10 protein-coding genes and 1 pseudogene are annotated in these 14,568 nt (G+C 70.9%); 9 read left to right on the forward strand and 2 right to left on the reverse strand.

Annotated features, from left to right (window positions below):
• Positions 1–145: 145 nt before the first annotated feature.
• Entirely contained in the window at positions 146–547 is a 402-nt protein-coding gene (locus Q0741_RS19950) for a c-type cytochrome (protein WP_298234941.1), read from the reverse strand.
• A 213-nt stretch (positions 548–760) separates the two neighbouring features.
• Here Q0741_RS19950 and nosZ point away from each other — a divergent pair, with 213 nt between their 5' ends.
• The 7 genes and pseudogenes from nosZ (at position 761) to Q0741_RS19985 (ending at position 10,748) form a co-directional block, all read left to right on the forward strand.
• Positions 761–2,704, forward strand: coding sequence for a TAT-dependent nitrous-oxide reductase (nosZ, locus tag Q0741_RS19955; RefSeq protein WP_298234942.1), 1,944 nt, complete (start codon positions 761–763; stop codon positions 2,702–2,704).
• A 232-nt stretch (positions 2,705–2,936) separates the two neighbouring features.
• Positions 2,937–5,485, forward strand: a pseudogene (locus Q0741_RS19960) (4Fe-4S binding protein).
• Positions 5,486–5,487: 2 nt separating this feature from the next.
• On the forward strand, positions 5,488–6,759 hold the full coding sequence (locus tag Q0741_RS19965; RefSeq protein WP_298234943.1) for a nitrous oxide reductase family maturation protein NosD: 1,272 nt from the start codon (positions 5,488–5,490) through the stop codon (positions 6,757–6,759).
• A 1-nt stretch (position 6,760) separates the two neighbouring features.
• Positions 6,761–7,735, forward strand: coding sequence for an ABC transporter ATP-binding protein (locus Q0741_RS19970; RefSeq protein ID WP_298234944.1), 975 nt, complete (start codon positions 6,761–6,763; stop codon positions 7,733–7,735).
• A gap of 13 nt (positions 7,736–7,748) precedes the next feature.
• Positions 7,749–8,570, forward strand: a complete 822-nt coding sequence (locus Q0741_RS19975) for an ABC transporter permease subunit (RefSeq protein WP_298234945.1) — start codon at positions 7,749–7,751, stop codon at positions 8,568–8,570.
• Positions 8,567–9,088: a nitrous oxide reductase accessory protein NosL gene (locus Q0741_RS19980; protein WP_298234946.1), complete on the forward strand. Its 522-nt coding sequence runs from the start codon at positions 8,567–8,569 to the stop codon at positions 9,086–9,088. Before Q0741_RS19975 ends, Q0741_RS19980 begins: the two co-directional genes overlap by 4 nt.
• Entirely contained in the window at positions 9,072–10,748 is a 1,677-nt protein-coding gene (locus tag Q0741_RS19985) for a long-chain-fatty-acid--CoA ligase (protein ID WP_298234947.1), read from the forward strand. Before Q0741_RS19980 ends, Q0741_RS19985 begins: the two co-directional genes overlap by 17 nt.
• Before the next feature lie 10 nt (positions 10,749–10,758).
• Here Q0741_RS19985 and Q0741_RS19990 read toward each other — a convergent pair whose 3' ends face one another.
• Positions 10,759–11,994: an NnrS family protein gene (locus Q0741_RS19990; protein WP_298234948.1), complete on the reverse strand. Its 1,236-nt coding sequence runs from the start codon at positions 11,992–11,994 to the stop codon at positions 10,759–10,761.
• A gap of 236 nt (positions 11,995–12,230) precedes the next feature.
• Between Q0741_RS19990 and Q0741_RS19995 the strand changes: the two genes are divergently transcribed.
• Both Q0741_RS19995 and Q0741_RS20000 read left to right on the forward strand, forming a co-directional pair.
• A complete protein-coding gene (locus tag Q0741_RS19995) occupies positions 12,231–13,376 on the forward strand; it encodes a mechanosensitive ion channel family protein (RefSeq protein WP_298234949.1) in 1,146 nt (381 codons plus the stop codon).
• Positions 13,377–13,588: 212 nt separating this feature from the next.
• Positions 13,589–14,395, forward strand: coding sequence for a DNA/RNA non-specific endonuclease (locus Q0741_RS20000; protein WP_298234950.1), 807 nt, complete (start codon positions 13,589–13,591; stop codon positions 14,393–14,395).
• Positions 14,396–14,568: the final 173 nt, after the last annotated feature.

The following is a 14,568-nucleotide window of genomic DNA, read 5'->3' on the forward strand; positions in this document are numbered from 1 at the left end:
CGCCGTGGCCAGGCCGCCACGCAGGCGCCCAGCGCGAGCGCCGAAGCGCCCAGCAGCAGCCGGCGGCGCTGCGCGTCGGCCACGGCCCGCGCACCGCCGCCGGAACGAGTTCCAAGTTCGCGCTGCATAAGGAAAAGCCTTCGCCTCAGCGCGAGGCCGCGACCATGTAGTCCACGGCGGCCTTGACGTCCTCGTCCTTGAGCGCCGTGTTGCCGCCGCGCGCGGGCATCGCGCCCTTGGCGCCGTTGAAGCCTTCGAGCGCGTGCTTGTAGAGCGTGTCCGCGCCCTGGGCGATGCGCGGGCCCCAGTCCTCCTTGTCGCCGGGCTTCGGCGCGCCCGCGACGCCTGCGGCGTGGCACATCGCGCAGGTCGAGCCGTAGACCTTCTTGCCGGCGGCGTTCTCCGCCTCGGGTGCCGGGGTGGCGGCCGGCGCGGGCGTGGTGGCCGCGGCCACCGGGGCCTGCGGCGCGGGCGCCGATTCCTGCTGGCCGCAGGCGGCGACCAGGCCGAGCGCGCACAGCGCCATCGAAAGGGTGAGGTATTTCATGGGTGTCACCTATCCGTCGTCAATTTCGGTGGGGAATTCTAGGATTGATTTTTCGGCGAATTGTCATCCGTGATGCTTCAACTTGATCCACCTCAAAGCTGTACCGCCGGTATATCTCAATCATTCAGCCTGCATAAATGGAAGGCGGTGGTCGAAGATGCAGTTTCATCGCCTGTTTAGGCAAAAAACTTGAACTGGTTTAAGGAATTTTCCATGGACATCGGCCTGAAGAAGAAAATCGCGGCTCCCGAGACCGGCATGGCCCGGCGCCGTTTCCTGAACACCGCAGCCGCGGCCGGCCTGGCCGGCGTGGGCATGGCGGCCTGCTCCGACAAACCCGCCTCGGCGCCGGCGTCCACGGCCCAGACATCGGCCTCGCACGCGCCGCAGCCCAACCCAGGCGAGGGCAACGGCAGCATCCACCTCAAGCCGGGCGAGCTCGACACCTACTACGGCCTGTGGAGCGGCGGCCACACCGGCGACATGCGCGTGCTGGGCCTGCCCTCGGGGCGCGAGATCACGCGCATCCCCTGCTTCGTGCCCGATGCACTGGTGGGCTGGGGCATCACCAACGAGTCCAAGGCCATCATGGGCACCAAGCCCGACGGCAGCCTCAAGTACACGGTGGCCGACAGCCACCACACGCATGCCTCCTACAAGGACGGCGACTACGACGGCCGCTATGCCTGGATCAACGACAAGATCAACAGCCGCCTCGCGCGCATCCGGCTGGACACCTTCACCTGCGACAAGATCACCGAGCTGCCCAACGTGCAGGGCTTCCACGGCATCTTCCCCGACAAGCGCGATCCCGTTGATCCCAACATCAACTACACCACGCGCGTGTTCTGTGGCGCCGAGTTCCACATCCCGCTCAGCGCCGGCGACCTGGACAAGCCCGAGAAGTACCGCACGATGTTCTCCTGCGTGGACGCGGAGAGCATGGAGCTGCGCTGGCAGGTGCTGATCGACGGCAACTGCGACCTCACCGCCACCTCCTACGACGGCAAGCTCGCCGCCACCAACCAGTACAACGTCGAGGGCGGCGCCAAGTACGAGGACATGATGTCCGCCGAGCGCGACGCGTGCCTGTTCTTCAACATCGCGCGCATCGAGGAGGCGGTGAAGGCCGGCAAGTTCAAGACCGTCGGCGACTCCAAGGTGCCGGTGGTGGACGGCACCCGCGAGGCCAACAAGGACCCCAAGACCGCGCTGACCGCCTACGTCAGCGTGCCCAAGAACCCGCACGGCGTGAACGCCAGCCCCGACGGCAAGTACTTCATCTGCGCCGGCAAGCTCTCGCCCACGGGCACCGTGATCGAGCTGCAGAAGGTGCTGGACTGGTTCGACGGCAAGCTCGAGAACATCGACCAGGCCATCGTGGCCGAGGTCGAGCTGGGCCTGGGCCCCCTGCACACCGCCTTCGACGGCCGCGGCAACGCCTACACCACGCTGTTCCTGGACAGCCAGGTGGTGAAGTGGAACGTGGACGCCGCCATCAAGTTCCACAACGGCGACAAGAACGCCAAGTACGTGGTGGACCGCGTGGACGTGCAGTACCAGCCCGGCCACCTCAACGCCTCGCACTCCGAGACCAAGAGCGCCGACGGCAAGTGGCTGGCCGTGGGCTGCAAGTTCTCCAAGGACCGCTTCCTGCCCGTGGGCCCGCTGCACCCGGAGAACGAGCAGCTCATCGACATCTCGGGCGACAAGATGGTGCTGGTGGCCGATCACCCGGTACGCGGCGAGCCGCACGACTTCATCATCTTCCGCCGCGACATCGTCAAGCCCAAGCAGGTCTACCAGCTCGACGACCACCCGCAGGCCGTCAAGGACCCCAAGGACACCGGCATCACGCGCAACGGCAAGAAGGTCACCGTCCGCATGACCTCGCAGGCCCCGGCGTTCAGCCTGCGCGAGTTCAAGGTCAAGCAGGGTGACGAGGTGACCATCGTGCTGACCAACCTCGACAAGGTCGAGGACCTCACGCACGGCTTCGCCATTCCCAAGCACAACATCAACTTCATCGTCAACCCGCTGGAGACGAAGTCGGTGACGTTCACGGCGGGCAAGCCCGGCGTGTACTGGGCCTACTGCACGCACTTCTGCCATGCGCTGCACCTGGAGATGCGCACCCGCATGATCGTCGAGGCCTGACTCCAGGTTTCATCTGGCTTCTGAAATGACCCGTTCGCACTGAGGTATCGAAGTGCGAATCCGTCAGGCTGAGATGGCTGCACCACGGCAGGGGCCGTTCATCCTTCGATACCTCAGGACGAACGGAATACCCCTCTGCCTGGCGCGCGGCCTTCCCTTCACTCCCATGACCCTGCTGTCCCTCCTGCTGCGCCTGTGCGCGCTGGCCGCCGTGCTGCTCGGCGCCTCGCCGATGTGGGCCTCGACGGCCTACGAGGCCGAACTGCCCGAAGGCATCCACGGCCCGCGCCTGTGCGACTTCGCGCCCTGCGCCGAGGTATTCCCCGGCGCAACCTCCTTCTCCGAACGCAAGGGCCAGCCGCCCTACGTCGAGGCCTACGCCGACGACCAGGGCAAGCCCAGGCTGCTGGGCTACGTGATGCTGTCCACCGACATCACCGACACGCCCGCGTACTCGGGCAAGCCGGTGGTCACGCTCATCGGCATGGACCTCAAGGGCCGCTTCACGGGCGTGAAGGTGCTCAAGCACTCGGAGCCCATCCTGCTGCTGGGCATCCCCGAATCCGCGCTGACGAAGTTCAACGACCAGTACCTGGGCAAGTTCGTCGGCGACAACATCGAGATCGGCCAGTCGCGGCCCAGCGAGGGCGTGATCGGCCTGGACGCCATCTCCGGCGCCACCGTCACCGTGATCGCGCAGAACCAGGTGATGATGACCTCCGGCGCCGCCGTGGCGCGGCAGACCGGCATCCTGGCGCCCACGGTGCGCCCGCAAGCGAAGTTCACCGACGCCGGGCGCGCCCTGGACTGGGCTGCGCTGGCCAAGGAAGGCAGCGTGCAGCGCCTGGTGGTCAAGCCCGAGCAGGTCGGGCTGGAGAAGAGCGCCACGCCCTTCATCGAGCTGTGGTTCGGCCTGCTCAACCCGCCCGATGCCGGGCGCGCGCTGCTGGGCGCCGAGGGCTGGAAGCGGCTGATGGAGCAGCTCAAGCCGGGCGAGCAGGCGCTGTTCGTGATCCGCAGCGGCGGCGTCGAGTCCTTCAAGGGCTCGGGCTTCGTGCGCGGCGGCATCTACGACCGCGTGCTGGTGCGCCAGGGCCTGGACAGCTTCACCTTCCGCGACCTGGACTACCTGCCCCTCTACGGCCTGGCCGCCGCGGGCGCGCCGCGCTACACCGAATCGGCCATCTTCATCGTGCGCTCGCCGGCCTTCTCGGCCGCCTATCCCTGGAAGTTCGGTTTCCTGGGCAACCGCGTGGACCGCGCCACCGGCACGCGCAGCTTCGCCAACTTCGAGGCCCCCTACTGGCTGCCGGCTTCCGCGCTGGAAGGCGGCCGCCCGGTGGTGGAGGAGCCGCAGGCGGCATGGGTGAAGGTGTGGAAGGCGCGCGCCGTGGAGATCGGCCTCTTCGCCGCGCTGCTGGTGGCGGTGGCGGTGGTGTACGCGCTGCGCGACCAGCTCACCCGCCGCGCCACGCGCAAGAACAAGTGGCCGGTCAACGCCTTCAAGTACTCGGCCTGGCTGCTGAGCATCGGCTTCGTGGGCTTCGGCGCGATGGCGCAGCCCTCGGTGACGCAGGTGCTGACCTGGTTCCACGCGCTGCTGTTCCACTGGACCTGGGAGCTGTTCCTCAGCGACCCGTTCATCTTCCTGTTCTGGATCTTCATCATCGTCACCGTCTTCCTCTGGGGACGGGGCCTGTTCTGCGGCTGGCTGTGCCCCTTCGGCTCGCTGTCGGAGCTGCTGTACAAGCTCGGCGGCGCCATCGGCCTCAAGCGCTTCCAGCGCGCGCTGCCCAGGCGGTGGCACGACAAGCTGAAGTGGGTGAAGTACGGCGTGTTCTTCGGCCTGCTGTCGGTGTCGATGTTCTCCATGGGCCTGGCCGAGAAGCTGGCCGAGGTGGAGCCCTTCAAGACCACCTTCCTGGTCGGCTGGGGCCAGCGCTCGTGGCCGTACACGCTGTTTGCCGCCGGCATCCTGGGGCTGTCCATCTTCGTGGAGCGCCCCTTCTGCAAGTACCTGTGCCCGCTGGGCGCCTCGCTGGCGATGCCCTCCACCTTCCGCTGGTTCGGGCTGCGCCGCAAGCAGGAGTGCAACAGCTGCAAGGCCTGCGCGGCGGGCTGCGGCGCGCAGGCGATCGACGCCGATGGCCGCATCGACCACCGCGAATGCCTGCACTGCCTGGACTGCATGGTGCTCTACACCGACACCCACGCCTGCCCGCCGCTGGTCAAGGAGCGCAAGCGCCGCGAGCGCGAGGGCCTGCCGCTGACGCGCATCGGCCGCGACGGCTACTTCATTCCCATCATCCCGGTCGCCTCCGAGCCGGCCCGTCCGGCGCCCAAAGCATGAAAGCCATGGTCGATCCCCGCATGCCCACCGACCCGGTGCAACCGCCCTGCGCCGCCGCTCAAGGCGTGGCCGCCCGGCTCTGCGCCGAGGCCTGGGACCACCTCTGGCCCTGGCGCCGCGGCGCCGCCGCGCCGCACGTCGCGCTGCACGCGGCGGGCATCGCGCTGGCGCTGGCCGCCACCATCGCCTGGGTGCTGGGCGCCCTGGGCGAGCTGCGCGCCGGCGCCCTGATCGCCTGGTGGTTCGGCTGGAGCGTGTACGAGGTGCTGATCCGCCTGCGCGCCAAGCGCTACGTCAAGGACGGCCCGTGGTGGGGCCGGCGCTACCGCGTCGCCAACGTGATGGACATGCTGTGCTACGTGGGCTTCAAGAACCTGCTCATCGGCGCGGCGCTGTTCCTGGCGCTCAAGGCCGCGGGCGCGCTGGTGTGAGGATGCGCATGACCCGCCGCCTGCTGAGCCTGCTGGCGTTGATGCTCCCGCTGGCGCTGCACGCCGCCACCTGGACGGTGCGTCCGGGCGAGGCCATCCAGCCGGTGCTGGACCGCGCCGCCGCGGGTGACGTGGTGGAGGTCCAGCGCGGCCGTTACGCCGGCAACCTGCGCATCGACAAGCCGCTGACGCTGCGCGGGCTGCAGCGGCCCACCATCAGCGGCGGGCTCCAGGGCGACACCATCCGCATCGCCGCGCCGGACGTGACGATCGAGGGCCTGATCGTGCGCGACTCGGGCAGCAGCCTGCTGCAGCAGAACGCCGGCGTCTACGTCACGCCCGGCTCGCACCGCGCCACGGTGCGGCGCTGCGACCTGGTCTACAACCTGTTCGGGCTGTGGATCCAGAAGGCCAACGACGTGCGCGTGGAGCACAACCTCATCGTGGGCAAGCGCGACCACGGCTCCTCGCAGCGCGGCAACGGCGTGCAGCTCTACGACACCACCGGCGCGCGCATTGAGCACAACCACATCAGCTTCGTGCGCGACGCGCTGTACGTGGACGTCTCGCACCACGCCGTCTTCCGCGGCAACCGGCTGCACCACAGCCGCTACGGCACGCACTACATGAACTCCTACCACAACCTGTGGGAGGACAACGACAGCTACCTCAACCGCGGCGGCCTGGCGCTGATGGAGGTGCGCGACCAGGTCGTGCGCAACAACCGCGCCTGGGGCAACACCGACCACGGGATCATGCTGCGCACGCTGCAGGACTCGGTGATCGAGAACAACGTGGTGGCCGGCAACGCGCGCGGCTTCTTCATCTACGACGTGGAGTACGTGCAGCTGCGTGGCAACCTGGTGGTGAACAACCAGGTCGGCGTGCACCTCTCGGCCGGTTCCACCCGCAACCGCGTCGAGGGCAACGACTTCATCGGCAACCGCGAGCAGGTGCGCTACGTGGGCGCGCGCGACGAGGCCTGGGGCGCCGAGAGCGGCAACCACTGGAGCAACTACCTGGGCTGGGACCGCGACGGCGACGGCCGCGGCGACGTGCGCTACGAGGCCAACGACCTGGTGGACCGCCTGGTGTGGCAGCACCCCTCGGCGCGGCTGCTGCTGGCCAGCCCCGCGGTGCAGGCGCTGCGCCTGGTGAGCCAGCAGTTCCCGGTGCTGCGCGTGCCCGGCGTGGTGGACCCCAAGCCGCGCATGCGCCCGGCGCAGCCGGACTGGAAGGAATGGAATGCAAAACAGTCTTCGCTTGAGCCCTGAGATGGGCACCTCGTTCGTGTCCAGCGGCGCCGCCGGAGCCAACCCCGTGCAGGCGCAGGCCGACACCGGCCCTTGCGCCATCACCCTGCGCAACGTGGTGAAGCAGTACGGCGCGGTGCGCGCGGTCGATGGCGTGAGCCTGGACGTGCGCCGCGGCGAGATGTTCGGCCTCATCGGCCACAACGGCGCGGGCAAGAGCACGCTGTTCAAGATGATGCTGGGGCTGGTGGCGCCCACTTCGGGCGAGATCCGCATCCAGGGCGCGCCGGTGTCGGGGCGGGACTTCCGCGCGGTGCGCCGCGGCATCGGCTACCTGCCCGAGAACGTGGTGCTCTACGACAACCTCAGCGGGCTGGAGACGCTGCGCTTCCTGGCGCGGCTCAAGGGCGTGCCGGAGCATGAATGCGTGGGCGTGCTCGCGCGCGTGGGCCTGGGCCACGCCGGCCACCGCGCCGTGCGCGAGTACAGCAAGGGCATGCGCCAGCGCCTGGGCTTCGCGCAGGCGCTGCTGGGCAAGCCGCGGGTGCTGTTCCTGGACGAGCCCACCACCGGCCTGGACCCGGAGGCGATCCGCGCCTTCCACGCCACCTTGCGCGAGCTGCGCGACGAGGGCGTGACGCTGATCATCACCTCCCACATCCTGGCCGAGCTGCAGGAGCGGGTGGACCGCCTGGCGATCCTGGCCGCGGGACGCGTGCGCGCGCACGGCAGCGTGCAGGCGCTGCGCGAGCACATGGCGCTGCCGCTGCGGCTGGAGCTGCAGGTGGCCGAGTCCGGGGCCGCCGCCGTGCGCGCCGCGCTGGCGGCGCTGGCGCTGGACGGCGTGCGCTGGCACGGCCTGCGGCTGGAAGCCCGTTGCGCGCGCGACGCCAAGATGGCGGTGATGGCCGCCCTCGCCGGCCTGGGCGGCGCGGTGCTGGACCTGCAGATGCACGAGCCCTCGCTGGAAGACGTGTTCTTCGGCCTGGCGCATTGAGAAGGAGCACGCCATGAGCTTCGAGTTCGGCCAGGTGCTGGCCATCGCGCACAAGGAGCTGCGCGACCGGCTGCGCAACCGCTGGGTGCTGGCGGTGGCGCTGGTGTTCACGGCCTTCGCGCTGGTCATCGCCTACTTCGGCGGCGCGCAGCAGGGGGCCGTGGGGCTGCGCTCCATCGAGTTCACCATCACCAGCCTGGTGAGCCTGGTGATCTACCTGATCCCGCTGATCGCGCTGCTGCTGGGCTTCGACGCCATCGTGGGCGAGCGCGAGCGCGGCTCGCTGGACCTGCTGCTGGCGCTGCCCATCACGCGGCTGGAGCTGCTGCTGGGCAAGTACCTGGGGCTGGCGGCGGCGCTGAGCCTGTCCACGGTCGCGGGCTTCGGCCTGGTGGCGTTGCTGCTGGGCACGCAGGCGGGCAAGGCGGTGCTGGCGCCCTATCTGAACTTCATGGGCAGCTCGGTGCTGCTGGGGCTGGTGTTCCTGAGCCTGGCGGTGATGCTGTCGGTGCTGGCCTCGGACCGCACGCGCGCCTCGGGCCTGGCCATCGCGCTGTGGTTCTTTTTCGTGCTGGTGTTCGACCTGCTGCTGCTGGGGCTGCTGGTGCTCACCGGCGGGCAGGCCGGCGGCGACTGGTTCGCCTGGGCGCTGCTGCTCAATCCCGCGGACGTGTTCCGCATCCTCAACGTGTTTTCACTCGACGACGTGCGCAGCCTCTACGGCCTGACCAGCATCGTCCCGCAGGCGCTGGCCAAGCCGTGGCTGATGGGGCTGGTGATGCTGGGCTGGATCGTGGCGCCGTTGTCCATTGCCACCTGGAGATTCCGTCCATGATGCCTCGCCGCCGAACCCTGCTGCTCGCCGCCTGCGCCGCGCCGCTCGCCCTGTACGGTTGCGGCCGCAAGGAGGCCGCCGCCGTCGCCGCGGTGGAGATCGATCCCGCCACCACCTGCGACCTGGACGGCATGCTGCTGGCCGACTATCCCGGCCCGAAGGCGCAGATCCACTATGCCGACGCCGCCGCGCCGGTGTTCTTCTGCGACACCGTGGAGATGTTCTCCGCGCTGCTGAAGCCGGAGCAGGTGCGCGCGGTGCGCGCCGTGTACACGCAGGACATGGCGCGCGCGGACTGGGACCAGCCGCGCGGCCACTGGTTCGACGCGCGCAGCGGCTTCTACGTGGTGGGCAGCAAGCGCCACGGCTCGATGGGGCCGACGATCGCCGGCTTCGCGGCCGAGCACGACGCCCACAAGTTCGCCGCCGAGCACGGCGGCAAGGTGCTGCGCTTCGCGGAGGTCAGGCCGGAGATGGCGGACCTGGGGGGCGGGTCGGCGCATGACAAGCACATGTGAGGCGAGTGTCCACTGGCCCCCGGGCGTCCCGCGGCACCTCGCGCCGCCGGCCACGCACCTCTTCGCCAACGCCGAGGCCGCCGCCGCGCGCTTCGGCGACAAACCCTTCCTCGTCTGCGGCGACACGCGCCTGAGCTTCGCCCAGTTCCGCGACCAGGCCCTGGCCGTCGCCGGCTGGCTGCAGCACGCGGCCGGCGTGCGGCGCGCGGACCGCGTGCTGCTGGCGCTGCCCAACGGCGTGGCCTGGGCCCTGGCCTGCTACGGCATCCTGCGCGCCGACGCGGTGCTGGTGCCCGCCAACCCGGCGAGCCGCCGCGAGGAGCTGGAACGCCTGGCGGCCGACAGCGGCAGCACGGTGGCCTTCGTCGCCCGCGAGCTGCTGGGCGAAGCGCTGCCGCTGCTGGGCACGCGGCTGGAGCGCATCGTGGTGGTGGACGGCAACGATGCCACGCCACCGCCCGCCGACGCGCGCCTGGTGCCCTGGCCCGCCGTGCGGGCCTTCGGGCAGCCGCCCGCGCCCCTGCGCGCGGGGCCCGACGACCCCGCGGTGCTGCCCTACACCTCGGGCACCACCGGCGAGATCAAGGGTTGCCTGCACACCCATGCCAGCGTGATGAGCGCGCTGGCGGCCGGGGCGGCGTGGTTCGCCTGTCCGCCGGACGCGGTGTTCCTCGCCACGCTGCCCTTCTTCCACGTCACCGGCTTCACGGGCAGCCTCAACGTGCCGCTGTACGTGGGCGCCACCGTCGTGCTGCTGCCCCATTGGGACCGCAACGCCGCGGCGGCGCTGGTGCGGCGCCACCGCGTCACGCACTGGCACTGCATCACCACCATGGTGGTGGACCTGCTGGCGCATCCGCGGCTGCGGGCGCTGGAGCTGTCCAGCCTGCGCTGCATCCGCGGCGGCGGCGCGGCCATGCCCGAGGCCGTGGCGCAGCGGCTCAAGGACCACACGGGGCTGGGCTACGTCGAGGGCTACGGCCTCACCGAGACCATGGCCGCCACCCTGCTCAACCCGCCGCACCGGCCCAAGCCGCAGTGCCTGGGCATTCCCATGTTCGGCGTCGATGCCCGCATCCTGGAGCCCGGCACGCGGCGCGAGCTGCCGCGCGGCCGGCGCGGCGAGATCGTGCTCAGCGCCCCGCAGCTCATGCGCGGCTACTGGCGCCGGCCCGAGGCCGACGCCGAGGCCTTCGTCGATCTCGACGGCCGGCGCTTCCTGCGCACGGGCGACCTGGGGTGGATCGATGCGGACGGCTACTTCTTCATGGCGGACCGCCTCAAGCGCGTGATCAACAGCGCGGGCTCCAAGGTGTGGCCGGCCGAGGTGGAAGCCCTGCTGTACCGGCACCCGGCCGTGCAGGAAGCCTGCGTCATCGGCACGCCCGATGCGCGGCGCGGCGAGGCCGTCAAGGCGCTGGTGGTACCGCGTCCGGGCCACGAGGCGCTGGACACCCGGGCGCTGACCGGCTGGATGCGCCGGCACCTGTCGGCCTACAAGTGCCCGCGCCTCGTGCAGCTCGTGCCCTCGCTGCCGCGCTCGGCATCGGGCAAGGTGATGTGGCGGCAGTTGCAGGACGAGGAACGGGCCGGCGGAGCGCCGCCGTCATGCCCACGAAGGCGGGCATCCACGCCGACCGGAAGGCAGCTCAGGGAATGACCCGCCGCCCTCACCCGCGCCGAGGCGCGGCCTTGGGCTGCCCCAGCCAGCGCCCATAGCGCAGCAGCCACCCCAGCGCCACGCCGGCCCAGGCCGTGGCCGCCAGCGGCAGCAGCCAGGGCGCGCTCAGCGGCCACAGCGCCGCGGCCACGCGCGCCAGCACCGCGAACTGCTGCAGCCGGAACAGCAGCCACAGCAGGTCGTCCGCCACCACGGCGCGGCCGGCCTGTCCGCAGGTCACGCGCGAGGCCATGGCCAGCAGCAGCGTGCCCAGGAAGCCCAGCGCATAGGCATGCAGCGCCGCGGCCGGCTGCGCCAGCGCCGACAGCAGCAGCGCCACGCCCAGCCAGATGAAGCCCCGCAGCAGCATCGCCGGCAGGCGCTGGCGCAGGCTCGGCAGCCGGCTCCAGCGCCACGCCAGCCCCAGCAGCAGCACGCCGGCCACGCCCTGCCCCAGCGCCTGCACGCCGCGCACCGGGCCCGGCAGCGGCCCGGTGAACCATTCGGCAAGCGGCGCCAGCGCCTGCAGGCCCAGCACCGCCACCAGCGCCCACAGCAGCCAGGCCGGCCAGCGCGCGTCCAGCCGCGGCGACGCGGCGCCGAGGAACGGGATCATCCGGTGCAGCGCCGCGGCATAGACCACGCCCAGGCCGCCCCACAGCGCCGCGCGCGTGAGCGCCAGCGCCAGCGTCCAGGCCTGCGCCACCACGGCGCCCACGGTGGCGTCCAGCAGCAGCGCGCCCAGCGTGCAGGCCGCCAGCACCACGCGGGCGTGCAGGCGCTCCGGCGCGGTGCCGGCGCGCAGCAGCCGCCACAGGCGCAGCACCAGGTGGCTCCAGCCCGCCGCCACGGCGGCCAGCCCCATGCCGGCCATCAACGGGGACCACGGCCCGCCGTCGGCCAGCGCCAGGCCGAACACCAGCCAGCCGGCCAGCTGCGCGCCGATCGCGGGCAGGAGCGCGCGCGCGGGCACCGTCGGCGCCTGCAGCCAGCGCGGGCCGGCGGTGAAGAGGAAGCCGGCGATGAACAGCGGCATGAAGCCCCAGCTCATCCACAGCGCGTGCGCCACCGCGCGCGGCACGGCCTCGGCCGCTCCAGGCTGCGGCAGCACCCGCAGCCACCACAGCGCGCTGACGGCCAGCATCAGCGCGCCGGCGCTGAAGCCCAGGCGGTGCGGCGAAGCCAGCAACTCGCGCGGGTGCCAGCGGGCAGCGGCCGGCGCTGCAAGAGGAGAGGCGGAAGGCATGGGGCGCAAGGCTGACGGCTTGCACGCGACAAGGTTTTGCGTCGCGTCAGGGACGCCGCCATTCGGCGCGCACGGGGCCAGCGGCGGGGCCGCCCTGTCCCATGGGCCGGGAGCCAGGGGGTGCGCCCGAGGCCGCCCCTCAAGCGCGGGAGTGCGGTTTGCTGCAGCGCCGCAAACGCAGACGCTGGGGACGCGCCGCCGGCGCGGGTGATCTGCGAGACCAAGGACAAGGACGCATGCCGGACTGGGCTACCGTTGACGGATTCACCTCCACCACCTTCCTGGGCGCCTCGGTGCTGAGCTGGGCCACGGCGCTGGCCACGGCGCTGGCGAGCTGGGTCGCGATGCGGCTGGCGCTGCGGCTGCTGCTGAGCCGCGCCAGCGTGGTGGCGCAGGCCACCACCAACCGCGTGGACGACCTGCTGGTGGACCTGCTGCGGGGCACCAGCCGTGCGCTGCTGTTCGTGACGGCACTGCTCATCGGCCTGTCCATGCTGGAGTTGCCGGCCCGCCTGAGCGGGCGCGTGAACCAGCTGTGGTTCCTGACGCTGGCGCTGCAGTTCGGGCTGTGGGGCAACCGCGCCATTGCCATCGGGCTGCGCCGCTACGTGGAGCGCCACAGCGATGGCGGCATGGCACGGCAGGTCAGCACCTCGGCCACGCTGCTGTCGTGGACGCTGCGCACGGTGCTGTGGGCGGTGGTGCTGCTGGCCATGCTGGCCAACCTGGGCGTGAACATCACGGCGCTGGTAGCCAGCCTGGGCGTGGGCGGCGTGGCGGTGGCGCTGGCGGTGCAGAACATCCTGGGCGACCTGTTCGCCTCGCTGTCCATCGCGGTGGACAAGCCCTTCGAGGTGGGCGACTTCATCACCCTGCCCGGCGTGGTCGGCAGCGTGGAGCAGGTCGGGCTCAAGACCACGCGCATCCGCGCCTTGAGCGGCGAGCAGATCGTCATCTCCAACACCGAGCTGCTCAAGCAGACCATCAACAACTACAAGCGCATGGAGAAGCGCCGCATCGTGTTCAAGTTCCGCCTGAGCTACGGCACCACGCCGGAGCAGGCCGAGGCGGTGCCGGGCATCGTGCGCCGCGCCATCGAGGCGCAGGACAAGACCCGCTTCGACCGGGCGCATTTCCTGGGCTTCGGCGACAGCGCGCTGGAGTTCGAGGTGGTGTATTTCGTGCTGTCGCCGGACTACAACGCCTACATGGACATCCAGCAGCGCATCAACCTCGCGCTGCTGCGCGAGCTGCGCCAGCTCGGCGTGGAGTTCGGCCTGCCCGCCCGCACGCTGCAGATGCCGGGGCTGGAAGCCCAGTTGGCGGCGCAACCGCTGCCGGGCGACGCGGCCGCGATGCGCCCGCGGCGCGTGGGGCCTTGAACGCGGCCTTCGTACAAAGGTTGAGCCTGGCGACGGCCCGGGTCACGCGCGCAACGGCCTGATTCCGCCAGTGCTGCACGCCGCGCGGCGGCGCGGCAAGTCCGAGTGCGCCAGGGGGCGACGAATACCGCCTTAAGCTGTGTGGGTTTGCAACTTTCCCGCGCAGTCCCGGCGCCGCGAGGCGCCCGCGGTGCCGTACCGGCCGCCTTCAGATGTCGTTGTCCCCCGCAGTACCCCATCCCGCCTCCTCCCTCCTCCCCTCCACCACCGTCAAGCGGCTGCTCCCGTCCCTGGGCCTGGCGCTGCTGTGCACGCTGTCCCAGGCGCAGACGCCGCGGGTGCCCACGGGCTTCGCGCAGTGCAAGGGCTTCTTTCCCACGCAGCAGCTGCCGCGCGTGCCCGCGACGGTGGCGCAGCAGCCGCGCGAGCTCTGCTATGAGTCCTTCGCCGTGCTGCATTCAGGGCGCAGCCGCACGCCGGTGTACGTGGTGGAGAAGCTCACGCGCGAGCAGTTGCTGGACGCGCGGGACGAGCAGCGCGCGCAGCGCTTCTTCGCCGATGCGCGCCTGCCCAGCGCGGAACGCGCCACGCTGGACGACTACCGCAACTCGGGCTTCGATCGCGGCCACATGGCGCCCGCGGCCGACATGCCCAACCCCACGGCCATGGCGCAGTCCTTCTCGCTGGCCAACGTGGTGCCGCAGTCGCGGGTGAACAACCAGCGCACCTGGGCCGGGATCGAGAAGTCCACGCGCAGCTACGTGATGCGCGCGCAGGGACCGGTGTACGTGTTCACCGGCCCGCACTACGCCACGCCCAGGCCGCGCGCCGTCGGCCCCAACCAGGTGTGGGTGCCCACGCACCTGTACAAGCTGGTGTTCGACGCCTCCACCCGCCGCACTTGGGCTCACTGGGTGGAGAACACCGACGAGGCGCGGGCCGGCGCGCCGATCAGCTACCGCGAGCTGGTGCAGCGCACGGGCATCGAGTTCCTGCCGGGGGTGCAAACGCGGCAGTAGCCTCCGTCCGGGCTGAGCTTGTCGAAGCCCAGCCGCTCGGCCGAGCTGCAAGCCCTTCGACAGGCTCAGGGCGAACGGACAGTAGCGTCAAGCCGCCTCGGCCGCCAGCACCCCGCGCCGGATCTGGTCCCGCTCCATCGACTCGAACAGCGCCTTGAAGTTGCCTTCGCCGA

Origin of the sequence: uncultured Azohydromonas sp., from assembly GCF_937926365.1 — a bacterium.
Classification (GTDB): Bacteria; Pseudomonadota; Gammaproteobacteria; order Burkholderiales; family Burkholderiaceae_C; genus Azohydromonas.

Excerpts from the sequence above, each read along its gene's own strand:
- Q0741_RS19950 (WP_298234941.1), bottom strand. The coding sequence starts at position 547 with ATGAAATACCTCACCCTTTCGATGGCGCTGTGCGCGCTCGGCCTGGTC.
- nosZ (WP_298234942.1), top strand. The coding sequence starts at position 761 with ATGGACATCGGCCTGAAGAAGAAAATCGCGGCTCCCGAGACCGGCATG.
- Q0741_RS19965 (WP_298234943.1), top strand. The coding sequence starts at position 5,488 with ATGCGCATGACCCGCCGCCTGCTGAGCCTGCTGGCGTTGATGCTCCCG.
- Q0741_RS19970 (WP_298234944.1), top strand. The coding sequence starts at position 6,761 with ATGGGCACCTCGTTCGTGTCCAGCGGCGCCGCCGGAGCCAACCCCGTG.
- Q0741_RS19975 (WP_298234945.1), top strand. The coding sequence starts at position 7,749 with ATGAGCTTCGAGTTCGGCCAGGTGCTGGCCATCGCGCACAAGGAGCTG.
- Q0741_RS19980 (WP_298234946.1), top strand. The coding sequence starts at position 8,567 with ATGATGCCTCGCCGCCGAACCCTGCTGCTCGCCGCCTGCGCCGCGCCG.
- Q0741_RS19985 (WP_298234947.1), top strand. The coding sequence starts at position 9,072 with ATGACAAGCACATGTGAGGCGAGTGTCCACTGGCCCCCGGGCGTCCCG.
- Q0741_RS19990 (WP_298234948.1), bottom strand. The coding sequence starts at position 11,994 with ATGCCTTCCGCCTCTCCTCTTGCAGCGCCGGCCGCTGCCCGCTGGCAC.
- Q0741_RS19995 (WP_298234949.1), top strand. The coding sequence starts at position 12,231 with ATGCCGGACTGGGCTACCGTTGACGGATTCACCTCCACCACCTTCCTG.
- Q0741_RS20000 (WP_298234950.1), top strand. The coding sequence starts at position 13,589 with ATGTCGTTGTCCCCCGCAGTACCCCATCCCGCCTCCTCCCTCCTCCCC.